Annotated in this window: 25 protein-coding genes; 14 read left to right on the top strand and 11 right to left on the bottom strand. The window is 51.2% G+C overall.

The annotated features are described in order from the left end of the window. Nucleotides 1–27 precede the first annotated feature (27 nt). Nucleotides 28–837 (bottom strand): ABC transporter permease subunit, encoded by an 810-nt coding sequence (locus tag NG665_RS07420; RefSeq protein ID WP_252673074.1) that lies wholly within the window; start codon nucleotides 835–837, stop codon nucleotides 28–30. Then, nucleotides 834–1,775, bottom strand: coding sequence for an ATP-binding cassette domain-containing protein (locus NG665_RS07415; RefSeq protein ID WP_252673073.1), 942 nt, complete (start codon nucleotides 1,773–1,775; stop codon nucleotides 834–836). The genes NG665_RS07420 and NG665_RS07415 overlap by 4 nt, the downstream gene beginning before the upstream one ends. A 293-nt stretch (nucleotides 1,776–2,068) precedes the next feature. On the opposite strand from NG665_RS07415, the gene NG665_RS07410 reads away from it, so the two are divergent. Then, on the top strand, nucleotides 2,069–2,878 hold the full coding sequence (locus tag NG665_RS07410) for a Bax inhibitor-1/YccA family protein (protein WP_252673072.1): 810 nt from the start codon (nucleotides 2,069–2,071) through the stop codon (nucleotides 2,876–2,878). A gap of 205 nt (nucleotides 2,879–3,083) precedes the next feature. Here the strand turns inward: NG665_RS07410 and NG665_RS07405 are convergent, their stop codons facing one another. The 4 genes from NG665_RS07405 to trhA form a co-directional block, all read right to left on the bottom strand. Next, nucleotides 3,084–3,518, bottom strand: a complete 435-nt coding sequence (locus tag NG665_RS07405) for an FKBP-type peptidyl-prolyl cis-trans isomerase (protein ID WP_252673071.1) — start codon at nucleotides 3,516–3,518, stop codon at nucleotides 3,084–3,086. Between the two features lie 54 nt (nucleotides 3,519–3,572). Beyond that, nucleotides 3,573–4,262 (bottom strand): peptide-methionine (S)-S-oxide reductase MsrA, encoded by a 690-nt coding sequence (msrA, locus tag NG665_RS07400; protein WP_252673070.1) that lies wholly within the window; start codon nucleotides 4,260–4,262, stop codon nucleotides 3,573–3,575. Nucleotides 4,263–4,265: 3 nt separating this feature from the next. Further along, the gene (greA, locus tag NG665_RS07395) at nucleotides 4,266–4,745 is read right to left on the bottom strand and encodes a transcription elongation factor GreA (RefSeq protein ID WP_252673069.1); all 480 of its coding nucleotides are present in this window, start codon (nucleotides 4,743–4,745) and stop codon (nucleotides 4,266–4,268) included. Between the two features lie 172 nt (nucleotides 4,746–4,917). Beyond that, on the bottom strand, nucleotides 4,918–5,583 hold the full coding sequence (gene trhA / locus NG665_RS07390; protein ID WP_252673068.1) for a PAQR family membrane homeostasis protein TrhA: 666 nt from the start codon (nucleotides 5,581–5,583) through the stop codon (nucleotides 4,918–4,920). A 222-nt stretch (nucleotides 5,584–5,805) separates the two neighbouring features. On the opposite strand from trhA, the gene NG665_RS07385 reads away from it, so the two are divergent. Continuing rightward, nucleotides 5,806–6,567: an isoprenyl transferase gene (locus NG665_RS07385; RefSeq protein WP_252674107.1), complete on the top strand. Its 762-nt coding sequence runs from the start codon at nucleotides 5,806–5,808 to the stop codon at nucleotides 6,565–6,567. Between the two features lie 42 nt (nucleotides 6,568–6,609). Here the strand turns inward: NG665_RS07385 and NG665_RS07380 are convergent, their stop codons facing one another. Genes NG665_RS07380 through xseA form a run of 3 tightly spaced genes read right to left on the bottom strand, consistent with a single transcriptional unit; the run spans nucleotide 6,610 to nucleotide 9,065 of the window. Continuing rightward, complete coding sequence (locus NG665_RS07380) at nucleotides 6,610–7,557, bottom strand: carbohydrate kinase family protein (RefSeq protein ID WP_252673067.1); 948 nt, start codon at nucleotides 7,555–7,557, stop codon at nucleotides 6,610–6,612. Then, complete coding sequence (locus NG665_RS07375) at nucleotides 7,558–7,815, bottom strand: exodeoxyribonuclease VII small subunit (protein ID WP_252673066.1); 258 nt, start codon at nucleotides 7,813–7,815, stop codon at nucleotides 7,558–7,560. Next, nucleotides 7,812–9,065 carry an exodeoxyribonuclease VII large subunit gene (xseA, locus tag NG665_RS07370; protein WP_252673065.1) on the bottom strand — a complete coding sequence of 418 codons (1,254 nt, stop codon included), beginning with the start codon at nucleotides 9,063–9,065 and terminating at the stop codon, nucleotides 7,812–7,814. Before xseA ends, NG665_RS07375 begins: the two co-directional genes overlap by 4 nt. Before the next feature lie 175 nt (nucleotides 9,066–9,240). On the opposite strand from xseA, the gene NG665_RS07365 reads away from it, so the two are divergent. Further along, complete coding sequence (locus NG665_RS07365) at nucleotides 9,241–10,389, top strand: 4-hydroxy-3-methylbut-2-enyl diphosphate reductase (RefSeq protein WP_435366674.1); 1,149 nt, start codon at nucleotides 9,241–9,243, stop codon at nucleotides 10,387–10,389. 105 nt (nucleotides 10,390–10,494) lie between these two features. Here the strand turns inward: NG665_RS07365 and NG665_RS07360 are convergent, their stop codons facing one another. Beyond that, the gene (locus tag NG665_RS07360) at nucleotides 10,495–11,715 is read right to left on the bottom strand and encodes a DNA recombination protein RmuC (protein WP_252673064.1); all 1,221 of its coding nucleotides are present in this window, start codon (nucleotides 11,713–11,715) and stop codon (nucleotides 10,495–10,497) included. Between the two features lie 135 nt (nucleotides 11,716–11,850). On the opposite strand from NG665_RS07360, the gene ychF reads away from it, so the two are divergent. The 5 genes from ychF to NG665_RS07335 all read left to right on the top strand — a co-directional run bounded on the left by ychF (nucleotide 11,851) and on the right by NG665_RS07335 (nucleotide 14,943). After that, entirely contained in the window at nucleotides 11,851–12,930 is a 1,080-nt protein-coding gene (gene ychF, locus NG665_RS07355; protein ID WP_252673063.1) for a redox-regulated ATPase YchF, read from the top strand. A gap of 275 nt (nucleotides 12,931–13,205) precedes the next feature. Then, complete coding sequence (locus NG665_RS07350; RefSeq protein WP_252673062.1) at nucleotides 13,206–13,463, top strand: type II toxin-antitoxin system Phd/YefM family antitoxin; 258 nt, start codon at nucleotides 13,206–13,208, stop codon at nucleotides 13,461–13,463. A 5-nt stretch (nucleotides 13,464–13,468) separates the two neighbouring features. Then, nucleotides 13,469–13,723, top strand: coding sequence for a Txe/YoeB family addiction module toxin (locus tag NG665_RS07345; RefSeq protein ID WP_252673061.1), 255 nt, complete (start codon nucleotides 13,469–13,471; stop codon nucleotides 13,721–13,723). Nucleotides 13,724–13,917: 194 nt separating this feature from the next. Then, nucleotides 13,918–14,424, top strand: coding sequence for a GNAT family N-acetyltransferase (locus NG665_RS07340; protein WP_252673060.1), 507 nt, complete (start codon nucleotides 13,918–13,920; stop codon nucleotides 14,422–14,424). A gap of 75 nt (nucleotides 14,425–14,499) precedes the next feature. Continuing rightward, on the top strand, nucleotides 14,500–14,943 hold the full coding sequence (locus tag NG665_RS07335) for a GNAT family N-acetyltransferase (RefSeq protein WP_252673059.1): 444 nt from the start codon (nucleotides 14,500–14,502) through the stop codon (nucleotides 14,941–14,943). An 86-nt stretch (nucleotides 14,944–15,029) separates the two neighbouring features. Here NG665_RS07335 and NG665_RS07330 read toward each other — a convergent pair whose 3' ends face one another. Beyond that, a complete protein-coding gene (locus NG665_RS07330; RefSeq protein ID WP_252673058.1) occupies nucleotides 15,030–16,859 on the bottom strand; it encodes a hypothetical protein in 1,830 nt (609 codons plus the stop codon). Nucleotides 16,860–17,131: 272 nt separating this feature from the next. Between NG665_RS07330 and NG665_RS07325 the strand changes: the two genes are divergently transcribed. From NG665_RS07325 to NG665_RS07300, 6 genes are all read left to right on the top strand, one after another. Next, nucleotides 17,132–18,409: an ABC transporter substrate-binding protein gene (locus tag NG665_RS07325; protein WP_252673057.1), complete on the top strand. Its 1,278-nt coding sequence runs from the start codon at nucleotides 17,132–17,134 to the stop codon at nucleotides 18,407–18,409. Nucleotides 18,410–18,500: 91 nt separating this feature from the next. Next, the gene (locus NG665_RS07320) at nucleotides 18,501–19,532 is read left to right on the top strand and encodes a carbohydrate ABC transporter permease (protein WP_252674105.1); all 1,032 of its coding nucleotides are present in this window, start codon (nucleotides 18,501–18,503) and stop codon (nucleotides 19,530–19,532) included. After that, on the top strand, nucleotides 19,529–20,371 hold the full coding sequence (locus NG665_RS07315; protein WP_252673056.1) for a carbohydrate ABC transporter permease: 843 nt from the start codon (nucleotides 19,529–19,531) through the stop codon (nucleotides 20,369–20,371). The genes NG665_RS07320 and NG665_RS07315 overlap by 4 nt, the downstream gene beginning before the upstream one ends. Nucleotides 20,372–20,480: 109 nt before the next feature. Then, complete coding sequence (locus tag NG665_RS07310) at nucleotides 20,481–22,163, top strand: glycoside hydrolase family 13 protein (protein ID WP_252673055.1); 1,683 nt, start codon at nucleotides 20,481–20,483, stop codon at nucleotides 22,161–22,163. Between the two features lie 47 nt (nucleotides 22,164–22,210). Further along, nucleotides 22,211–23,203, top strand: a complete 993-nt coding sequence (locus NG665_RS07305) for a LacI family DNA-binding transcriptional regulator (RefSeq protein ID WP_252673054.1) — start codon at nucleotides 22,211–22,213, stop codon at nucleotides 23,201–23,203. Between the two features lie 13 nt (nucleotides 23,204–23,216). Then, nucleotides 23,217–24,014, top strand: a complete 798-nt coding sequence (locus NG665_RS07300; protein ID WP_252673053.1) for a CPBP family intramembrane glutamic endopeptidase — start codon at nucleotides 23,217–23,219, stop codon at nucleotides 24,012–24,014. The last annotated feature ends 19 nt before the right edge of the window (nucleotides 24,015–24,033 follow it).

Genomic DNA, 24,033 nt, shown 5'->3' with positions numbered 1-24,033 from the left:
CAGAGCGTGTTGTTTGGCTGCGGGAAATTAAACGTCTGATTTCTCGTAGCGCAGATACCCCAGCGTAAGTGCGATGAGGCTGTAGCCAGCGTAGATGAAGAATGCGACAGCTGGTGAATAGTGTAGCGCATCTTCTATCGGTGGGAAATTAGCTCTTGTTTGGAGTGCGGTACTGATGAGCTCGGTTGGTAAATGAGCTGGCACATAGTAGCGGAAAGTATCGAACTTGACGAAGATGAGCGTAATGAGGGGGAGAAGGAAAATGAATGCGATCATTGAGCTGATGCCACCAGCTGTTGAACGCAAAATGTAACCTAAACCGGTAGCCATTATTGCTGTGAGTACGACGATGCCAACCAGCGTTAGCACAATAACAAGATCGTTTCCAGTAAGGTCCGATTCGCCACCTGCGATGGCTAGGATCAGGGCGAAGGTAACGGCGATGATAGCGATTGTGGCTAGTGCGGTGTAGAGTGCGACGGCGAGAACTTTTGCCCCAAGGCTCACTAACCGGCGCGGGGTGGCTAGAACGGTTGTGCGCATTGTGTTTGCCGCATACTCACTGGTCACAGCCAGGGTGCCGATCACTATTGCGAACAAAAGGTAGACTTGCATCCCGCCAATAGCGTCGTCAACTGTGAGCGCGAAACCTTGGCTGTCTGCTCGAGAAAATGATGCACTTGTTACGGGAGCGCCAATGAGCAGGACGGAAAAAATAATGAGGTTTAGTCTAAATGAGCGATGTTTCAGCTTTAGTAGCTCGCTAGTAAAGGTGCGCCCAAAGGTATTTTTGTTGGCACCGGAAGCATAAATCGATGTGTAGTGTGTAGCACTCACTGTGCACCTCCATTATCATTGCCCATACGGTAATCGACTGCTTCATCGGTTAATTCCATAAAGACATCTTCGAGTGATGAGTGAACTTCACAGAGCTCATGTAGTTCAATATTGTGTTGGTACAGCAAGTGACCGATCACTTCTGAGGTCGATCCAGCGATAGTGAAGCGTCCGTGTGGGCGTTCTTGTTCTGGCTGATCGAAAGTAAATTCGATTCCGTTCTCGCGCAATGCCTGAGTGATAGCTTCAGTTTCTGGACCAGCGACTTGTACGGTGGTACGAGCTGAGGAATGGGTAAATTTACCGATTGGGCCGGCATCGATCAACTGCCCGCGCCCGATAATAACGACGTCGTCCGCAGTCAGTGACATTTCGGACATAAGGTGTGAGGATACTAAAACGGTTCGTCCTTCTCCAGCAAGGTGACGCATAAGGTTACGCACCCACTTCACACCATCTGGATCTAAGCCGTTAACAGGTTCGTCAAAGATGAGATATTCGGGATCGCCGATCAGTGCCGTGGCGATACCTAGACGTTGGCTCATGCCCAAGGAGAAGCCACCAACTTTTTTCTTTGCAACAGAAGTAAGGCCAGTAGTTTGAAGAACGTGATCGATCTGTGTTGCCGGAATGGCGTGGGTGGCAGCAACAATTTCTAAATGACGCCGAGCAGTTACCTTAGGATTAAACGCTTTACCATCGAGCAATGCGCCGACCTTAGTAATTGGTGCAACACTTGAGGCATAAGATTTTCCGTCAATCGTAGCAACGCCAGAATTGGGATTATCCAAACCTAATAGGCAACGTAGTGTAGTGGACTTACCGGAGCCGTTTGGGCCTAGGAAACCAGTAACTGCTCCCTCGCGCACGGTAAATGACAGATCGCGAACTGCCTGGACCTTGCCATAGTTCTTTGACAATCGATCGACAGTAATCATTCCATCACATCCTTTCGTGGTTGATGATCATAGCTGAATTCTATCTGACGCTAGTGGTTTTGAGCGAAATTTTCCACAGGCCCAAGAACTTGCTATAGGTGTAACCCAGTACCCGATGTGGGTAATTCAGGCATTTGAGAAAAACTGGTGGCATGCGTTGAAAATTCGCATGGAATTATGTGAGTTTTCGCCTGCGAGAGAAATACGCTCAAGTCCAAAGTATGAGCTCAGGTATAGTGGGATAAGATGTTAGCGTGTAAGTGACACGTGATACTGAGTTTGGAGGTTCTTTTATGAGCAACCCAGTAATCTCTCGTAACCCGTACTTCACGGGTGAAACGCAGCGACCAAATCAATTCGGCCAGCAGCAAACGAATGTGCAGCCAGATATGCCTGCACAACCGAACTACTCTGCTTTCGATCCCCAGCCTGTAGAAGGGCGCATGACCTACACCGATGCCATGAACAAGGTAGCCTTGTTGCTTGGCGTCACTGTGGTTACCGGTATTGTGGCAGCTTTCGTTGTTCCAACCCCGTCCATGCCGGCAGTGGCGATGATCTCCTCATTCGCGGCCCTGGGGCTCGGATTCTTTGCTGCCTTCAAACCAATGGTTTCGCCAGGTTTAGCGATCGCATATGCAGCTATCGAAGGTGTTGCACTAGGAACTATTACTAGTGCATTCAATATGTATTACCCAGGCATCGCATTCCAAGCAATCTTGGCAACTATGGTTATTGTTGGCGTCACCTTGGGTTTGCATTACTCAGGTGCGGTTCGTACGACTAAGCGTGGACGTAAGATCGTCTACGTTGTTGCATTAGGATACTTGGTATTCTCACTAATCAACGTAGTTTTGACCTGGACTGGAATCTTGGGTGGTTTCGGTTTGCGCAACGGACCGTTTGGTCTGCTCATTGGTGCAGCTATGATTTTAGTTGCTGCCTACATGCTCATTGCTGATTTTGAACAGATCAATGAAGCAATCGCCCATCAGGCGCCAACACAATTCGCATGGACGGCTGCGCTGGCAATCGTGATGACGATTTTGTGGATCTACATTGAAGTCCTACGTTTGCTCGCTATTTTAGCTAACAACCGATAGTAGATAGCATGTAGCTAATACATAGCAGTTGCGGGCCGGTATCATATTGATACCGGCCCGCAACTCTTATTGTCTCTTGGATGGGTTTTATGTGTTTCGATCAGCAAACGAATTCAGTCAAGAATACCATCAGCCAAGCAAGACGATCAGCCAAGCAAGACGATCGGCACAAGGCAGCTCCAGCGAGGTTAGCTTAGCCGGGAGCCTAGCGGATCGAATGGGTAGAAAATGCAGTCTGGTTAACGCCCAGGATATCGACGACGAAGACTAAAACGTCATCACCTTTAATGCCTGCACGAGGGTTACCGGACGGGCCATAGCCTTTATCTGGTGGGACGATAATGAGGACTCGAGAGCCAATTTGCTTGCCAACAAGAGCCTGATCCCAGCCCTTGATAACCATGCCAACACCGATTGGGAATCGAGTCGGTTCGCCACGGAAGTAGGATGAATCGAATAGTTCGCCATCCCAAATCTGACCGTGGTAGTTTACCTCTACCTCATCGCCAGCATGGACAACTGCACCGTTACCTTCTTCAAGCATGACTACCTTGAGCCCTTTAGGTGCTTGAGAAGAAGGGTATGTAATTTCAGGGGTATCTCCGAATGCACCAGAGACAGAAGGAAGTTCAACTTCCATTGTTATACCTTTCGCTACCGTTGTAGCCAATATCAGCTACGTTCGACTGCAATTTTAGTCGAGATGAATAAAAGATTGTGGTTCGTTGCCTGCTGGCTTTTCGTCCGAAGCGTTAGCAAGTGGACCGCTGCCCGGCATTGGGCACGGCATACCAGTAGCTGCGTGGCACCGGTAACCGAACGGATTTTTGTCAAGATATTGCTGGTGTTCATCTTCTGCTAGATAGAACGGGCCAGCTTGTTGTGCCGGCAGAATCTCAGTGACAATCTCACCTTGACCGGCTTGGGAAAGTACCTGCGAATAAGCACTAACGGATTCGTCAACAAGTTCTTGTTGAGCTTGAGTGGTAACGAAAATCGCCGAACGATACTGCGTTCCGACGTCGTTACCTTGCCGGTTTAGTGAGGTCGGATCGTGCATTTCCCAAAAAGTTTTAATGATCTGCGGGATAGCCTCATCTGAAGCTACAACACGAACCGTCTCGGTATGACCAGTTAGTCCGCTACATACTTGCCGATACGTCGGGTTAGCGGTTTGGCCACCCATGAACCCCACGGCTGTACTCACAACCCCAGGTAGTTGCCACATGATTTCTTCTACACCCCAGTAGCAACCTCCGGCAAGGTAAATAACCTGCTGGCCTGGTTGTGGCTCAGCCATGAGGTCGCTACCCAGCACAGTATGTGGCTTAGGGTGGGGAAGAACTGGTGTGGGGTTATCTGGTAGTGGAGAACGAGAAAACATTAACTATCCTTGGAAAGGTTCGATGTTGAGGACTTTAACGGTGAAGTTCTTGCCATTTGGAGCAGTGTAGGAGGTTTCGGCGCCGATAGACTTACCCATAATTGACGATCCGAGCGGAGCGGTTTCTGGGTAGACGTCGATATCGACGAAGTCAGCAGCTTCACGTGAACCGAGCAAGAACTTCTTCTTGATGCCGTTGACTTCCGCGGTAATAACCAGACCTGGGGCAACTTTGGAAATCTCTTGCGGCGAATCACCAACTTCGGCATGTTCGAGGAGGTAGGTTAGCTCTTGGATACGGCCTTCCATTTTAGATTGCTCTTCCCGAGCAGCATGGTAGCCACCGTTTTCGCGCAAATCACCCTCGGAGCGGGCTTCTTCAATCTTGGTGGCAATCTCGGTACGTCCAGTAGTTTTTAGATGTTCGAGCTCGGCGTTGAGACGATCAAAAGTTTCTTGTGAGAGCCATGTTGTTTCGACCATGTGCTTTCTCCTTGTGTAGTGCTGGCAACGAATATTGCCACGAAGTGAATAAAAAAGGCATGTCCACAAGGAAGTGGACATGAACCTATATGTGCGAGAGCGTATCACTAAACCTCGCGCAGAACAATCGATATCACCGATATTCGCCTTTAGCGGAGCGTTGAGCGGAGCGTTAGCGGAATATTGCTAGCCAAATCGCCACGACATGACAGACGAAACCACCCAATGTGCCCAGATGGAAAAATTCATGGAAACCCCAAGAGTTCGGCCACGGATTGGGCCATCGAAAAGCGTAGCACAGGGCTCCTACGGTATAGGAGATACCGCCAGCAAGGACGAGCCATACGATGGCTGGACTACCGTAGACCCAGAAACTGGGAAGATACCAGATGGCAGCCCATCCTAGGGCCACGTAGAGCGGAACATTGATCCATCGCGGGGAATTGTGCCAGAAGATATGCATGAAGGAACCCGCAATCGCACCGCCCCAAACAATGAGCAAAAGGGTTAGTTGATCTGTGGCATCAAGTAGTAGCACCGATAGCGGAGTGTATGTGCCAGCGATCATGAGGAAAATATTGGCATGATCGATCCGGCGCAACGTGTTTTCTACCCGTGGACTCCACGTTCCGATATGGTAAAAACCCGAATTCGCAAACAGGAAGAACGACGTCGCTAAAAAGACTAAGGCCGCTATTTTTACGCCACCATTGGGAGCCCACAGCGTTAATAAAATACCGTTCGCCAGTGCTAATGGAGCGGTTACGGCATGGATCCAGCCACGCATGAAAGGTTTAGGCAGTTGGGCTATTTCATATTTTCGTAATTTCAGTCCCATAATGCTCCTGTCCACATACTTTCAGGGTATACCTTCATCTCACTGATTTATACCTGCTTGCACAATATCTGTCATGTTGATACCGATATCATGGCGCAAATGTCCCTTCGGGTAAGCAACGGGTAGGATAGGATCATCTTGGCATGAGATATGTATGTGAGAGTGAATCAAGTAGCTGGGCAGGCCTAGCAATAAGATCTAGTGAGTAAAGGCGGTGAGTTGATGATCGCAATGGATTTCCTGTATCGGATCTATGAACGTAGGCTTTCTCGTGAAATCAAAGGGATTGATGTTCCGCGCCATATCGGCATTATTCTCGATGGCAACCGCCGTTGGGCACGAGCGTTAGGCACTCCGGTAGCACATGGCCACCGCCGCGGTGCAGACCATATTTCGGAAGTGTTGGGTTGGGCAGAAGAAGCCGGTGTATCGATTGTGACACTGTGGATGCTCAGTACCGATAATTTGCAGCGCTCTCCTAAAGAGCTTGATGAGTTACTTAATATTATTGTGGGAGCAGTAGGCCAACTAGCTGTTAATTCCTCGTGGCAGATCCGAGTTTTAGGCGACCTCGATTTGTTGCCTAGTGAATCAGCCAATGCGCTACGAGCTGCTGCAGAGCACACCAAGAACCATAGCGGGATGATCGTTAATGTGGCAATTGGCTATGGTGGCCGGCAAGAAATCACGCAGGCCGTTCAAGATTATCTCCATGAACAGGCCGCCTCGGGTGCAACGTTGAGCGATGTTGCTAATTCAATTAGCGTCGATGCGATTACCGATCATATTTACACTAAGGGCCAACCAGATCCAGATTTGATTATCCGCACCTCTGGCGAACAGCGTATGAGTGGTTTCATGCTGTGGCAGACGGTTCACACCGAACTTTATTTTTGCGAAACCTATTGGCCGGATTTTCGCCGTATTGATTTCTTGCGTGCGTTACGTGACTACTCGTTGCGCGAGCGTCGCAAAGGAAAGTGACGACGCCGGTAAGCCCGGTTGGGCGGCGCAGGCCGGTGGTTACTACAAAAGATCGCTGGAATATAGATCCATCGACGATGATAGTTCTTCACGGGTAGGGCATTGAGCGCCCGGACGTGCCACTGTGATACCAGCTGCCGCAGCGGCGTAAGCGCCCAGTGAGGTAAGTCCTTGCCGGGAAATATCGCGTAAGGCTTCGCCGTCTTCGCCACCTAAAAAACTCATCCGAGATAGCCCGTCGATGAGTGCAGACATCAAAGAATCTCCCGCACCAACTGTATCGACTACCGGTATGTCTACTGCCGGAACATACACTTGTGTTGTGGCGGTAGCTAGAAGGAGTCCGTGTGCTCCCATTGTTATCACAACCAGTTGGGCGCCACGGTCTAGGAAATAGTTAGCGCTCGCGTGCGGATCGGTTGGCCCGCCCAAAGCTGCCATGTCGTCGATGGAAGCCTTAACGACGTCGATTGCCGGCATGAGTTCATCGATTTCGCGGCGTAGCTTTTCTGGAGGTCCCATTAAGCCTAGGCGTACGTTTGGGTCGTAGGAGATTGTTGAAAAGTCGCCAAAGTATGATAGCCAGGAGCGTAGCGTAGTTGCACCTGGTTCGAGATGGGCGCCAAGTGAACCGATATGGACTAGGCGTGGTTTGAGTGCGTGCTGTAATGTTGGCGGGGGCGGAAAATCTGAGCGTACATCAAAGGTGTAGCTGGCGTTACCGTGTGGATCGAGTTGGGCGTGTGCGGTTGAGGTTGGGTGATGATCGATCGATCCAGGGTATAGCCGCACTGCAGAATCGGTGAGAAAACGTATGATTGTTTCGCCGTCGTCGTCCTGGCCGATGCGGGTGATTAAGGTGACGTCACGTTCGAGACGTGCCAGCCCAACGGCAACATTCAGGGGCGCACCGCCTGGATGGATGGTGCGAAGTGTGCCGCGTTGGACTTCGTCGAGGAGGGATTCTCCGATCACTACAAAGGATGACATTTAGTTGTCACCTGGGTCAGTATCGAGCACTGCGCGTGTTTGTTCTTGGGCGTGGGCGAGGCGTTCGCGGGCGCCGGCGAGCCAGGATTCGCATCGTCGGGCGAGTGCTTCGCCTAGTTCCCACAGTTCGAGGGCTTCTTCGAGTGGGATATTGCCTTGTTCTAGTCTGGCGACGGTATCAACGAGCCGGGTGCGTGCTTCTTCGTAGCTGAGTGTGGCGACCTGGGCGTCGAGTTCTTGAGGGTCGCGAGGATTCATGAGGTTGTCCTTTCAGCTGACGTTACTGTGGTTGTGATTGTTCCGTCATGTAGTTGGGCGATGAGCGCTGTGCCAGGTTTTGCCATATTCACACCTGTGACGACGCCGGATTCGGTGCGTAAGACTGCATAGCCGCGTTGGAGCGTCGAAAGTGGGGAAAGGGCTCGCAGGTGGGCTAGTGCGGATTCTATGGCGGACGTGTGGTGGGTTAAGAGTCGGTCAAAATTGTTATCCAACCATTGGCGCAGTTGGTTAAGTTCTAGTTCTCGAGTTTGGAGAAGCGATTGGGGGTGGGCGAGAACTGGGCGGGAGCGTTGCGTGAGAATATCTGCCTGGGCACGCTCAAGCAGTGAGTTCATGGCGGTGCGACCGCGGGCGAGTGCTTGGTGGATCTTGGTGTATTCTTCGCTGACGTCTGGAACGATTGAGCGTGCTGCATCGGTTGGGGTTGAGGCGCGAAAATCTGCAACGAGATCGAGAAGTGGATTATCGGTTTCGTGCCCGATGGCTGAGACGACGGGGGTTGTAGTTTGGGCTACTGCCCGCACGAGCTGCTCGTCTGAAAACGGCAGGAGATCTTCAACCGATCCGCCCCCGCGGGCGATAACGATAACCTCAACTTCGGGCAGGGCATCGAGTTGGGCAAGTGCTGGAAGGATTTCTTGGACGGCAGTTGGGCCTTGGACAACAACTTCGCGTACTTCGAAGCGGGCACTGGCCCATCGCGTCCGGGCATTTACTTGGACGTCGTGGAGTGCTTTGGTGTTACGCCCGACGATCAGGCCAATGGTATGTGGCAAGAACGGCAGTGGTTTTTTGCGTGCTGGGCTGAAGAGCCCTTCGGTGGCGAGCTTGTTCTTTAACGCTTCGATGCGGGCCAGGATATCGCCTAGTCCCACTGTGCGAATTTCATCGACGTGTAAGGAGAGCGTGCCGTTCCCAGTCCAAAAGTCCGGTTTGGCCAACATGACGACGCGAGAACCGGAGTCGATTCCTTCGGGCAGGGCGTGAGTGAAGATTTTACAGGTGATTGCGGCTTTATCTTCGAGGTCTGCCACGGTGAAGAATTGGACTTTAGCACCAGGGCGGCGAGTGAGGGTAATGATTTCTCCTTCAACCCACAGCCGTGACATTTTCGACACATATTCAGCGATTTTCGCGTTAAGCAGACGTAATGGCCACGGGTGTTCGGGGGTTGTTTCCCGGGCCACCTGCGGCAGGCCAACCGGAATGGTAACCGTTGCGCTCATGGGCTTTAACGACCTATTCTCAATGAATGTCGGTACTTTCAGTGCCGAAGATAATTCTTTTCAATTTTAAGGTGCGTGCGCCGCTGAAATTTTGGGCGAAAGTCCCAGCGCGAAAATGGTCGAATGTGCACGAGGTAATAAGCAGGAGGGAGTTGGAGCTGTTAGTCTTGGGTTCGTGAGAATCGAAGAGAACCCTGTAAAAGCTGGGACGGTTTCGTTGGCGGGTGCTTCGGCGTTTCCGGCCGACATCGTTTCCGAGCCCAACGACGAAGGTAAACGCATTTTGATTGCTACCCCGCGCGGTTACTGTGCCGGGGTTGATCGCGCTGTCGATACGGTGGAAAAGGCGCTCGAGCTTTATGGCCCGCCGGTGTATGTGCGCAAGGAGATTGTGCACAACAAGTTCGTGGTGGAGACTTTGACGAAGCGTGGAGCGATTTTTGTTCACGATACTGACGACGTCCCCGAAGGTGCCCGTGTTGTTTTTTCTGCGCACGGAGTTTCGCCGGCAGTTCACGAGGCAGCTCATCGCCGGATGCTTCAAACCATTGACGCAACCTGCCCGCTGGTGACGAAGGTCCACAAGCAGGCGGTGCGCTTCGCTGATCAGGACTACGATATTTTGCTGATCGGTCACAGCGGCCATGAGGAAGTTGAAGGCACCCAAGGCGAGGCTCCCGATCATATCCAAGTTGTTAACGGTCCAGAAGATGTTGCCCACGTTCAGGTGCGTGACCCTGATCGGGTGGTGTGGATTTCGCAGACGACGTTGTCGGTTGACGAAACGATGAAGACGGTTGAGTTGTTGCGCCAGCGCTTCCCGAATCTGATGAATCCGCCCAGTGACGATATTTGCTATGCGACGCAAAACCGCCAGGGTTCGGTGAAGAAGATGGCTCCCGAATGTGATGTTGTGATCGTGGTTGGTTCGGCTAATTCTTCGAACTCGGTCCGCTTGGTTGAGGTTGCTTTGGAAGGCGGTGCCCGCGCATCTTACCGAGTTGACAAGGCCGAAGAGCTAGAGCGTGACTGGCTCGAGGGGGCCGCAACGATTGGCGTGACCTCAGGGGCATCGGTGCCAGAGATCCTGGTGCGCGATGTTGTTGATCAGCTCAAAGAGTGGGGTTTTACCTCAGTGGAGCCGGTATTCACTGTTCAAGAAGATGTGCATTTTTCGTTGCCGAAGAATCTGCGCGGTGAGTTGAAAGCTACCGGGGTGGATGTAGATCGCCCACACAAGGCTCGTGAAAAGACCGCTTCGCGCAGGTCTACCGCACGCAGCACCGGACGCCTAGCCCGGGACGAAGAAGCCACTGAATCCTAAGCTGGCACAGAAAATGCACCGCAACCGAAGCTAAAGTGCTCCCTGTGTGCATGACCTTCTGTGTTCACGACCCCCTATGTTCACGGCCAGGGTGTTCATTGCTCCCTATGCTTCGCTGTGTTCTCGTGACTCTAGCAATTCCGGGGCAGTGAGCGCGCGCGTGCTGGCATGCTCGGGATCTACTACCGATGAACCCGTTTCCAGATCGCTGATCTTATCGTTGAGAGCATCGAACTTGCGATAGGTTACCAGCACTCGCGATTCTAATGACGACATTGCGCTGTTATAGGACTTGACTGCATTGGTTAGATTAACGCCGAGCTTAGATAGGTGTTTGACAAAGACCGAGAGCCGGTCAACGAGTTCGTTGCCTGCCGCAACGATTTCTCGGGCTTGCTCCGAAGCTTGTGCCGAACGCCAAATAGCAGCCACCGAACGTAGCAATGCTAACAGTGAAGCCGGGGAGGCGAGAATGATTCCCTCACTCAACGCATCTTCAAGGAGCTGCGGATCAGATTCTAGGGCTTGGGCAAGTAAGCCTTCGGAGGGTAAAAACATGATTGTTAGCTGTGGCGATTGCGGAAAATCAGCTGGGTAGTTGCGCTTCTTTAAGGCGTTGATGTGTTGGCGCACAGCTTTGGCGTGATCGTGGAGTAACGATTGGCGTTCACTGGCTCGCTCAGCATCGTTGGCAGAAATCTCAAAGGCAGCAATATAGGAACTCATCGGAACTTTGGCATCGATTGCTAGGTGAGCGCCGTTAGGAAGATGAACCGTAACATCTGGCCGGCCCCGGCCCTGGGAGCTTTCGGAGAACTGTGATGTGGAAAGCTGTTCATCGAAATCGACTCGATGAAGCATTCCAGCTACTTCGATAATGCGGCGCAGCTGGACTTCACCCCAGGTGCCGCGCGCTGAAGAATTGCGCAGCATGGCGTCTAAGGATTCTGTAGTGCGCGATAGTTGGGCAGAAATTTTGGCATCGTGTTGTAGCTGAGTGGTGATCGCCGAAAAATGATGGACAGTTTTTGATTCCAAAGCTCGGACATAGGAATCAACTGCAGAGAGCTGTTGGGCAATGGGAGCTAGCGCTTGCGCCGTTTCACCTTGAGAGGTGATGCGACTATGCAGATGTTGATTTTCGAGTTGGAGTGATTCGAGTTGGCCCTGTAAAAACAGTGATTGATCGCGGAACTCGCGCACTTGACTGTGCAACCTATCTTCTTGGCTAGCAGTGCTTCGCCGCCCGATTATCCAACCTAGGGTAGCGCTACAGGCGGCGGTGAGGACAAGGACGATGATAAAAATACTGAGTGGAAGTGTCATAGCTTTAGTGTAAAACGAGCCTCCCACATACTTTGCGTGACGAGTAACGTGACCGCTCACCGTCGTCGTTAAATCAAAGCAATCCCACACTCATCTAACGTGACGTAAACACTACGGTGAACTAAACTAGACCACGTGGCTTTAACTATTGGAATTGCAGGACTGCCCAACGTCGGCAAGTCAACATTGTTCAACGCACTTACCCGTGCAAACGTGCTGGCAGCGAACTACCCGTTCGCCACCATCGAACCAAACGTGGGGATCGTGCCCCTACCTGATCCGCGGCTGAACAGGCTCGCGGAAATTTTCGGGTCGCAAAAGATCCTGCCAGCAACGGTGTCTTTCGTTGATATTGCAGGAATTGTGCGCGGTGCCTCCGAAGGCGAAGGCTTGGGCAACCAGTTCTTAGCTAATATTCGCGAAGCCGACGCAATCTGCCAAGTCACCCGTGCGTTCGCAGATCCAGACGTCACTCACGTCGATGGTCGCGTCGATCCGGCCTCCGATATTGACACCATCACCACCGAGCTCGTGCTGGCTGATATCCAGACCCTGGAAAAGCAACTACCCCGATTGCAGAAGGAACTGACCAATCGCAAGGTTGCTAAGGAAGTGGTTGAGACTGCCCAAGCAGCCCTGAAGATTCTCGAAGAAGGAAAAACGCTTTACGCCGCCGGTGGCGATCTTGACCCAGAGATCCTCAAAACTTTCCATTTGATGACCAACAAGCCATTCATCTACGTCTTTAATACTGACGACGAAGGCTTGGCAGATACCGATATGCAAGCCAAGCTGCGCGAGTTGGTTGCGCCCGCCGAAGCTATCTTCCTCGATGCCAAGTTCGAAGCCGAACTCATTGAGCTCGACGAAGAAGAAGCCCGCGAAATGCTCGAATCCACCGGCCAAGATGAAGCCGGTTTGGACAAGCTGGCGCGTGTTGGCTTTGATACCCTCGGTCTGCAAACCTATTTAACTGCCGGACCTAAAGAAGCACGCGCATGGACGATCCACAAGGGTTGGACTGCTCCGCAAGCAGCCGGCGTGATCCACACCGATTTCGAGCGTGGATTTATCAAGGCGCAAGTGATTTCTTTCGATGACCTCGTTGAGTTCGGCTCGGTGACCGAAGCGAAAGCACATGGCAAGGTTCGTATGGAAGGCAAAGAATATGTGATGAACGACGGTGACGTCGTGGAGTTCATGTTCAACGTGTGAGTGCTGATTTTATTATTTGCTGCGGGAGCCAATGGCTCCCGCAGTTTTTTGTTGAGCGGGGTGGGGTGCTAGGTGGAAGCTGGATTGCCCGGGCAGTGGCGGCTCCCCGGCTCTGGGGAGTACCAGCCGGCGAGTCATGCCGGAAGGCTATTCCCCGTTTCAGTGCACACTCGATCCAGGGGCAGGAGCCTAGTTATCTCATTTGTAGCGCGTTTTGGCGAAATCTTGCACATACCCGGGTGAGATGTACAATTAGTTGTACAAGGAGAGTTCTTATGAAAACTATGTCATATTCTGAATCGCGTGCACATTATGCAGATGTTCTGAAATCGGTTGTTGAAGATCGTGAAGAGGTCATCATTACCCGCAAAGGTCACGATTCTGCAGTGATTGTTTCGCTCGATGACTATAATTCGCTGCGAGAAACCGCGTATTTGATGCGGTCACCGCGCAATGCGCGCAGGCTATTTGATGCTGTCGAGCGATTAGAAGCGGGAGAAGGTACAACTCAGCCACTCCTTGAAGCGGAGTGAATCGCGTGAAATATGTCTGGGATGAGAACGCCTGGCAAGACTACCTATGGTGGCAAGCTCACGACCGGAAGATGCTGAAGCGAATCAATCTCTTGCTTAAAGATATTTCGCGCAACGGAAACGAAGGTATCGGGAAGCCGGAACCATTGAAATATGAGCTTGCCGGATATTGGTCGCGCAGGATCTCTGATGAACATCGCCTCGTTTTTAAGTACACCGAGACGGCAGTATATATAGCTGCTTGCCGATACCATTATTAGGAGAAAGTTATGGTGTTTCCGACGCATCACGGCCGACACTGCCTTGCGGCTAGGCCGGTATTTCGGGATGGAACCGCATTTTTAGATCAATCTTCAAACCTGTTACGATCTAGAAGTTGATGGTGAATAAAATTGAGGCTGTGCGTGAGAATATCGAACCACTTCAGTTGGTAGCTAGTTAGAAAGGTATCGGCATGCGATTGTTGCCGCTCACGTTGCGCCCGCTCACTGCCGACGACGAAGCCCAGGCTCTGCTCGCCGACGAAGAGTTCGCAGGAACCGGATTCGATTTCTTGATGCGAGGCGAGGATGAGAGCTGGAGGCAATATCTATCTCGTCTCGATAATGAGTCCAAGGGTGTCAATCTTGCTCCCGGGCGCGTACCAGCTACGTTTCTTGGCGCTTTCGTTGCTCAGGAGCTGGTGGGGCGGGTGAGTATTCGACATTCGTTGAACGAGTTTCTGTTTAACGATGGTGGGCATATTGGCTATGCGGTACGCCCACGTTTTCGCCGGCGCGGATACGCAGCCGACATTCTTCGCCAGGCACTTCATTATGCGTATACTTTAGAGATTGAGCGTATTCTTTTAACCTGCGATGAAACGAATCTCGGTTCGCGTAAAGTTATCGAAAGCTGTGGTGGCGTGTATGAAAATACGCTGGTCAGCGGTAGCCGACACACGCGCAGGTATTGTATTTGACCGCCGTCGCAACAACACTGACCATCGAGAGTTGTGAGCGTGTTGCCAAGATCTACAGTAAAAGAGGATAGAGCGTTGGAGATTGACTCGATAGTTTTTTCTGACTCAGATAGGTTCACTCGTGACGAGGTTCGTGCCTTATATGAATCTGTTGGTTGGACATCCTATACTCGTCACCTTGACGTGCTAATGCGTGGTTTGGAGCATTCAACGCGGGTGGTTACGGCTCGCAAGGATGGTGAGCTCATCGGTTTGTGTCGAGTCATTTCGGATTGTGCCACGATAGCTTATATCCAAGATCTCCTTGTTTCCCCGAAGTTCCAACAGATGGGTGTTGGACGGCGATTGCTCTCGTATGCGTTGGCTCCATACGCGAGTGTGCGGCAAAAGGTGTTGCTTACAGACGACGAAGAGCGCCAACGAGCCTTCTATGAAGACTGTGGGTTCACCGAGATTCGAGACTATTTAGGTGCGCAGTTGCGAGCGTTTGTGCAGTTTAACGACGACGTCGAGGGCTGAGATTTTCCGCAGTGCTAAAAGTAGACTCCCTATGGTTTTCGAAACACTACTTCCGAAAACTATAGGGAGTCTATGAGTGCTATGACCTAAATGAGGTCAGAGTCGTCGAAGTCTTTTGGACCAGGTTGTGTCGGTGTTGCAGCAGGTCCGGTAGGTGTTTGTGGTTGTGTCGGTGTTGCAGCAGGTCCGGTAGGTGTTTGTGGTTGCGGTTGTGCAACTGTCGCAGCTGCTGCCGCTGCCTGGCGCTTTTCGCGGTTGGCAGCTAGTTTTGCCTTGAGCTGCTTGCGGAACACGAATGCCAAGATCAGACCAATGAGCATCAGCACACCAAGCGCGATGGCGATATATAGACCTATCTGGGAATGTTGCACAGCTCCGGCAGTAAAATTAATGTCTTCCGCAAACGTATCAAGGAGTGCTTGTCCGCCATTAATCCTCCAATCCGAGGTGCCCGGTGCGCGATCATTTACAAATGTGTCCCCACCAGGCAAGGTGATTATTGCGGAGACCTTCGATGCTTGCACTCCGAGGAAATCTTTTGGTGACATCTGGATTGCAACAAAGTAGTCTGCGTCTTTGCCTGGCTCGGTGGTGGTGGCGTAAGCCGTGCCATTCAAGAACTTCAGCACGTCAGAGTTATCTATAGTGATTCCGGAGAGCTCGATTGTGTAGTGGCGCATATCTCCTTTATCGGTCACTGACAACGTACCAAGCTCTTTAGGGGGAGTGAGTTTATCGGTGATGAGACGATCAAATGGTTTGGCCTGCTCGGCAGGGATATTTAAGCTGATCGTCAGATCTGAAGAGTGATCATCTGTGACTTCCATCGCAACGTCGAACGCATCAATGGTGATTGGTCGAGATACGGTCATGGAAATATCAGGAAGCGGTGCGTTATCTCCGACGGATACGGGAAATCCGTCTGCGCCAACCGGGCTGAGAGATATGTAGGCGAATCGAGTATCGGCAATCTTGGAGGTGTCGATACTTCCGGTGTAATTAGTAGTTATTTCAAGTGAATAGGGTGTGGAGGTATCGAGCTCGGAGTCAAACTTCGTATTGTTGGTGAGGAAGACTTTATCGAAGTGCTTGGCTAGTTCGGCGCTGTCTTTCGAAGAAAATTTGATTGTTCGTTCGTAGAGTGAACTATAGCTGTCGGCTTTGTCGATCTCGACGTCGTCGATATCGATAGACGATAGATATGCGTCTTCCTGTTCAATAACGGGGCCTGCTGGTTTTTCGTCGCGAACGAGGTAGACGATAGTTTCGAATGAACCGTCGGCGAGTTCATCGATATTGATGAACACACTGGCAAAGCGGTTGTCGGCGCTGTCTTTAACGTCAAGGTAACCTGATTCGACGTCGTAGGTTTTCCCCTTCGCAGTAATCTTCCCTGGTTCACTGGTGGCGAAGACGCTGGACTTATTTTCTTGGCTAATAACGCCGTCGGTGACGAGTGATTGTGGTATCCACTCGATCAGGTCGGTGGAACTGAAGTTTTCATAGTAGCTAAAGCCGTTGGCAAGTGGCGAATCCGAGTTGACAATGGAAATATGTGGTTTGAGTTCCACACCGGAGTATTCCAAGAGGTTCGCCACTTTCTCGCGGTAGTCATTGAAACTTGAAAAACTCAAGGTTAGGTTTGCTGTTGCTTGAGCGTCGCTAACCGTCAAACCTGAGTAGGTAAGTTCTGGCGGTAGGTGCTTCTTGATGGAGGTATCGATGGCGTCGAATCCGCCGTTGATGCGGCTTTCCTTGTCTGGATCTCGCTCCATGGTCAACGTGATCGTGCGGGTACCCGAACCGTCGTCAGCGATATCGACCGCAGTGGTCACTTTTGCACCGCACGCCGAAAGAATAAGGACGACGGCGAGTAAGAAAGCTGCTTTAGCTTTATGTGTCAGTGATTGAGGCATGGTGTTCCTAGTAGTGTCGTTGATCGCAGAGCAAGTTTTTCGAATGCTCTATGCAGAGTATCGGTGTGCAAATCTTGCCGCGACGGATGTGAATACAGTCAAATTTTACCGCGATGATGGGGTGATATTGCCCAAATGTGCAACGTGTAATGTGCCGAACATCTCCTCTAAAACATCCTTGATGTGACGTGGAGCATACGGTGTGGTAAAGTTGGTTTATCGGCGCGCGTCGATGATTATGTCAATGCTCGATAACAAAGGGGTTTCACAGCATGAAGAAAACATTTTCTACCATTTTGGCGCTAGGTATGGCTGTATCAATGCTTAGTGCATGCAGTGGCGGCGACGATGCTGCCACACCAGAATCAGGATCATTTGAAGGACGCGGCCCAATCACCTACGTCCAAGGAAAAGACAACTCTGGAAAGCTCGTCAATATTATCGACCAGTGGAATAAAGCCCATCCAGATGAAGAAGTTAGCTTAGTTGAGCTTTCCACTGAAGCAGACCAGCAGCGTCAGTCCATGATCCAAAACGCACAAACCAAATCAGATGCCTACTGTGTTCTATCCGTCGATAACGTATGGGTATCAGAATTTGCGGCAAATCGCTGGATCGATGAGCTTCCAGCTGATCAATTCCCCAAGTCAGAAATTATGGAACCGGTGTGGAAAACAGGAGAATATCGCGGCAAACTTTATGCGATGCCACACGCATCTGACGGTGGCTTCCTCTATTACCGTAAAGATCTCCTCGAACAAGCCGGCATCACCGAAGCTCCAAAGACGTGGGACGATATGGAAAAGCAATGTGAAGCAGTTCGCCAACTCCCCGGACACGAAAACATCGGTTGCTATGGCGGTCAGTTCGCTAAATATGAAGGTCTAACAGTCAACATTGATGAAGCTATCCATTCAGCGGGCGGAGAAATTGTTGACGCCGAAGGTAAAGTCGTCGTCGATTCCCAACAAGCTCGAGACGGTCTGCAAAAAGTGATCGATGGCTTTAAGTCTAACTTCATCCCACAAGAAGCATTGACCTACAAAGAAGAAGAAGGACGAGCCGCATTTGAAGGTGACCGTCTAGTCTTTTACCGCAATTGGCCATACCAATACTCCTTGACGCAAAAGACGATGGACGGCAAGTTCGGCATTGCCCCAATGCCAGGGTTTGAAGCTGGAAAAGTTGGTGCTTCCTCCCTCGGCGGCCACAACGCAGCTATTTCCACCTACTGCAAGAACAAGGCAACCGCACTCGACTTCGTTAAGTTCTATACCTCAAAGGAAATCTCGAACTACCAGCTTGAGGAAATGTCACTAGCTCCAACCTACACAGCTCTTTATGATGATCCGAGCAATATTGAAGCCTACCCCTACCTGCCAGTGCTCAAAGCTTCGATTGAAGCAGCCGCACCACGCCCACAGGTTGCCAACTACGGTGACGTTACCGCAGCAATCCAAGATGCAATCTTCCCGGCGCTCAAGGGCGAAACTTCAGCTGATGAAGCCATCACTCAGCTGTCGAAGAAGCTCAATGAACTTGTGAAGTAACGTGAAGATGGTGGGGTAGCACAAATACTGCCCCACCACTTTCTTCCTGCTTGTGAAGTATTCTTCCCTGAACTAGAGGACAACCATGAGAATGTCACGCACTACTCATACTCGACTAGATTCCATCGTTGCGCGGCCACAACGGCGTGACGCGGCTCGGCGCCAAAGCCGCCTAGCGTGGCTTTTAGTAGCACCCACAATTCTCATCATTACTATCGTCGTCATCTTCCCAACTTTGACCGCCGTCTACCAATCGCTCTTTGGTGTTAAAGGTATCGATCCGGAAACTGGCTTTGTTAATGAAACCGCGCCATTCGTGGGCTTACAAAACTATGCCAATATGTTCATCGGTGAATCTGGGCAGCGGTTTTGGAATGCGGCATCAAATACGACGATCTTTGCGCTATTAACGGTCAGCCTAGAGACGATTTTAGGCATCACGATGGCGCTCATTATGCATCGGGCTATGCGCGGGCGCGGGCTGGTGCGTGCTGCGATTCTCGTTCCGTGGGCGATTCCAACAGCGGTATCGGCTATTTTGTGGAAGTGGATTTTTGATGCCCACGGTGCAGCCAATGCGCTTTTGGGTACTCAGATCTTGTGGGCAACTTCTGACATTCCGGCAAAGATGGCCATTATTGTTGCCGATACGTGGAAAACAGCGCCGTTTATCGGCTTGTTGACGCTTGCCGGTTTGCAAGTTATCCCGGACGAAGTCTATGAAGCGGCAAAGATCGATGGTGCCAATGCGTGGCAGCGCTTACGCCGGATCACCCTCCCGCTAGTCAAACCTGCACTCGTTGTTGCCGTGCTCTTCCGGTTACTTGATGCGTTGCGGATGTTCGACCTACCCTATATTTTGATCGGTGCGCGCAAAGGATCTGTGGAAACACTGTCTATGCTGGTTCAAGATGAAGCCTCGAATTTGCGGTATGGTTCAGCTGCCGCCTATGCCTTGATGCTGTTCGCATACGTTTTCCTTATCGCGTTTGCTTTTATTAAAGTTGCCGGCGCAGAAGTGATCGGAGCAGAGGAAAAATCCAAGATTCCGTTACGTAAGTTGTTTGCGAATTCGCGGTTGGCGCGCAAACGTAGTCGAAATACTCAGGAGGCAGTAGCATGAAAGTGAAGAAGTTACGCCAAGGGTTGTCCAACACCTCCTCTGTCTTGGGGATTATCGGCATCGTTGTGTTCTGTTTAGCACCGTTTTATTGGATGTTCATCTCCTCGATTCGTCCAGCGACGAAAATCTTTGAAACCTCGCTGTGGCCTAGTGAGATCAGTTTTGAAAACTACGGAGCGGTTTTCGATCCTTCTCGCGGTTTTGGTAGAGCCCTAGTGAACTCAGTGATTGTTGCCGGGACGACGACGGTGTTAGCCCTTGTCGTTGCCACGTTTACTGCTTATGCTTTGGCTCGACTGCAGTTCCGCGGGAAAACTTTCATTTTGACGGTGATCGTTGCGACGTCGATGTTCCCGATTGTGGCGATCATCGTTCCGCTGTTGCAGCTGTTTACCGATATTGGCTGGATCAATACCTACCAGGCGATGATTTTGCCCTCGCTGTCTTTCGCATTGCCGTTAGCAGTATGGAACCTACATAGCTTTTTCCGGCAGATGCCGGTTGAACTTGAGCAGGCGGCGTTGATTGACGGGTGCACTCCGGGCCAAGCGTTCCGCAAGATCATTATGCCCTTGGCGGCACCTGGTGTTTTTACGACGGCGATCATTGTTTTTATCACGGCGTGGAATGAGTTTATGATTGCGGTAACGATGATTAACGATCAGGCCATGCAAACCGCGCCGGTAGCGATCTCGAAGTTCGGTGGCGTTTCACAGTTTGAAACTCCTTACGGTTCACAGATGGCGGCGGGAATTGTGGTGACGATTCCGCTCGTTATTCTGGTTCTGATTTTCCAGCGACGCATTGTTGCTGGTCTTGCCGCTGGTGGTGTGAAATAACGTATTACTGCCTAACTTAACGCCGCGCTAACTTAACGCCGCGGTGGAGATGGGAGGCGGTAGATCGCCAGCAAGGGATTTTGGACGCCGCACTGGCAGGGAGACTAATATGCAGAAAAACGAAAGGAAGAATATGGTTGTGCGCTCTGACGCTGATCAGTGGTGGCGAAACGCGGTCATCTATCAGGTCTATCCGCGAAGCTTTAACGATACGAATGGTGATGGTTTAGGAGATATTGCGGGGATCATCGAAAAACTTGATTACTTGAGTGCCTTGGGCGTTGATGCGATCTGGATTTCGCCGTTCTATCCATCTCCGCAAGCTGATGCTGGATACGACGTCGCTGATTATTTCGATATTAACCCCGAGTATGGTTCCTTAGATGAGGTCCAAGAACTTATTTCGCGGGCGCATGCAGTAGGAATAAAGGTGATTATCGACGTCGTTCCTAACCATTCTTCTGATCAACACCGTTGGTTCCAAGAGGCGTTGCGTGCCGGGCATGATTCGCCCGAGCGTGCCCGTTATATTTTCCGTTATTCGCAAGGCCAGCCGCCGAACAATTGGGGGTCGATGTTTGGTGGGCCAGCGTGGTCTCCGGTTGAGCCGTTAACCGGGCGTGAAGAAGATCGTCACTGGTGGTATTTGCATTTATTTGCTCCCCAGCAGCCTGATTTCGATTGGAATAATGACGATGTACACCAGCTTTTTATCGATTATCTGCGGTTCTGGTGTGATCTGGGAGTTGATGGATTCCGGGTTGATGTAGCGCATGGCTTGGTGAAACAAGATGGCCTGCCAGACGATTTGCGTGGAACAGATCGTTGGGCTGATGACAACCGTGATCCAGATGCGCTTGATTCAGGTCCAATGTTCGATCAAGACGGTGTACATGAGATCTATCGGCAATGGCGTAACGTGCTCAATGAATATGGGCGTGATCGAATGCTCGTTGCAGAAGCGTGGGTTGATCCACCCTCGCGTGGTGCGTTATATGTGCGTGAAGAGGAAATGAGCCAAGCGTTTAATTTTGATTATCTCAAGTGCGGTTGGCGTCCGAAGCGGTTGCGGATGATTATTGACCAAACCCTGAGCGAAATGAGCAAAGTGGGCGCTCCAGTTACCTGGGTTTTGTCCAATCACGACGTCGTTCGCCACCCCTCACGCTTTGGCTTTGAGCCGGGCTATGACACTGAAGGTGGTATTGGTCTTGGAGATCGCCAGCCTGATCGCGAGCTGGGGTTGCAGCGAGGTTTAGCAATGACCTTGTTTACTTTTGGTTTGCCAGGCTCAGTGTACCTTTATCAAGGTGAAGAACTTGGGTTGCCAGAAGTAACCGATATGCCTGATGAGGCGCGTCAGGATCCTACGTGGGAGCGTACCGGCTATAAGGTGCGCGGGCGAGATGGTTGCCGGGTGCCGCTGCCATGGAAAGCAGACCCTGAAGATACCGGTTTCGGAGCCGATCCGTGGCTACCGCAGCCACAGTATTGGCATGAATATGCAGCCCAACGTCAACAAGACGATCCAGATTCGGTCTTGAATTTTTATCGAACGATAATTGATCGGCGTCGGCACTACGATATAGGTCACGGTGATATTACCTGGATCGATCATGAAAATGACGAAGTCTTGGTGGTACGCAATGGCAAGCTGACGCTGGTACTTAACATGGCTAGCGAACCGGTGGTTATTCCGGGAGAATATACCATTGACTTATCTTCGGGAAGCTGCCGGGTAGTTCCAGGTGGTATTGATATTGCTGCCAATACCGCAGCCTGGCTATCGTAGAGATTATTCCTCCCACACTGACTGAGAATTGATGAAAGAGTAGGTTGATGGCGACTCGTGCAGATGTGGCGAAACGCGCTGGCGTATCGCCATCAACCGTCTCTTATGTGCTTAACGGGCAACGTCCCACCTCCGCGCAAACTCAAGCCCGTGTTCGAAAGGCGATTGACGAGTTAGGATATGTGCCGCATCGATGGGCCGGGAATTTAGCGGCTCGTTCGCTGCGTACAATCGGGTTGCATTTCGGGGTTGGCGAGCATGGAATCGATCAGATTGCTGGCGAATATATTGCTGGAATGCGTGATCGTGCGGCAGAACATGGCATTATGCTCACTATTCCAGTTGTTGCACACGATGATCCGGAGACGTTTCGAGCCTATTTGCGATCGAAAATGGTTGACGCGCTGATCATGATGGAAGTTGCTGATAACGATTGGCGCGAAGGCGTGGTGGAAGAAGAGCAGATCCCGAGCGTATTTCTAGGTTCACCTGGTACAGATCGGGTTCCGTTTGTGGAATCAGATTTTATGGATATTGGACGGCGTGGGGTCGAATATGCGCACCAACGTGGGCATCAACGCTGTATCGTCGTGGTTCGCTGCGAGCATCGCTCAGATTTTGCGCGCATCACTGATGTCATTATTCGTGGAATCGGTGAAGCTCAAGTGCGCACGGGAGTAGATGTTTCACTATTGCGTTTGCCGTCATCTCCAGTGAGCGCTTTCCCAATTCTCGACCAGTTGTCGCATTACGATCGCCATACTGTGGTGATGGGCGATAACGCAGAGGCTTTAACGACGTTGGTATCCATTTCGCCGCGATCTGGATTGCATGTGGGGCGAGACTATTCGCTGATAACGTTCGGTGCGCGATATCCTATTGATTCTGCAGACTTTTCCTTCACGACCGAGTGTGGTACGGATCGCTATCAGATGGGCCGAACCTGCGTGGATAAGGTTCTTGCGCTGTTTAATGGCGAAGGCGATATTTCTTCAGTGTATTTTCCAGCCCAGATTATCGACGGCGGAACCGTGATTTAAGTTAAAGTGGAGCATGACTAAACGACTATCGGTACGCAAACTCCCCAAACACATCCTAGCAGTGTTTCTGCTATCGACCTTGACCTATTCGATCGCGCTCGCTGGCCTGCAACTTCTACTCTCAGTAGATCTCAACTACATCGCCTTCCCGCAGCTCGGTCCAGCTCTAGGCTTGGCAACCGCTTGGTATTTTTATCGCGAGTCCCTCACGAACTATCTTCTGCTTGCTCCAGCCTCAAAAGGATTTTTTCGACGCCGGTTTTTACTAGTAGCCGCCCTATGTCTCGCATACTTAGGCTTTGCCTGCATACTGGCAGTACGCCACGAAGTTGTTAATTTCGCTGCCGTTTTTACTGACTGGGCATTGGTCGGTTTCCTCACCGTCCAATTTCTTGGTGCGTTCTTAGAAGAGATCGGCTGGCGCGGATTTCTCCAACCACTCTTCGTCCAGCGTTTCGGCACGATCGCAGGGGCCGTGTATGTTGGTATTATTTGGGCATCATGGCATGGTCACATGCTCCTAAATCCGCTGGTCTTTGTGTTATTCGCTGCCACATGTATTGCGATCTCGCTGGGCTTAGAAATGGTGACTGGTGGATCGTGGTGGCAACGGGCGATTCTAGCGGCAATGATCCACTGGATTGTAAACGTCACCCCGCTACTCGTGATCGATATCGGCGATCGAGTCCTGGCAGACATGGGTGTTGCCATCGCTGTGCTATTGCCACAATTCACGCTGGCGGTGATCGCAATCGTCGTGCTCTTAGTTAAACGCTCACCCAAACATCTCGATAAACTAGCGCTAAGGTAACGCCAGGAAAGCTCGGAGA

This window comes from Arcanobacterium pinnipediorum (assembly GCF_023973165.1).
Classification (GTDB): Bacteria; Actinomycetota; Actinomycetes; order Actinomycetales; family Actinomycetaceae; genus Arcanobacterium; species Arcanobacterium pinnipediorum.
This window is presented reverse-complemented; position numbering and strand designations above follow the sequence as displayed.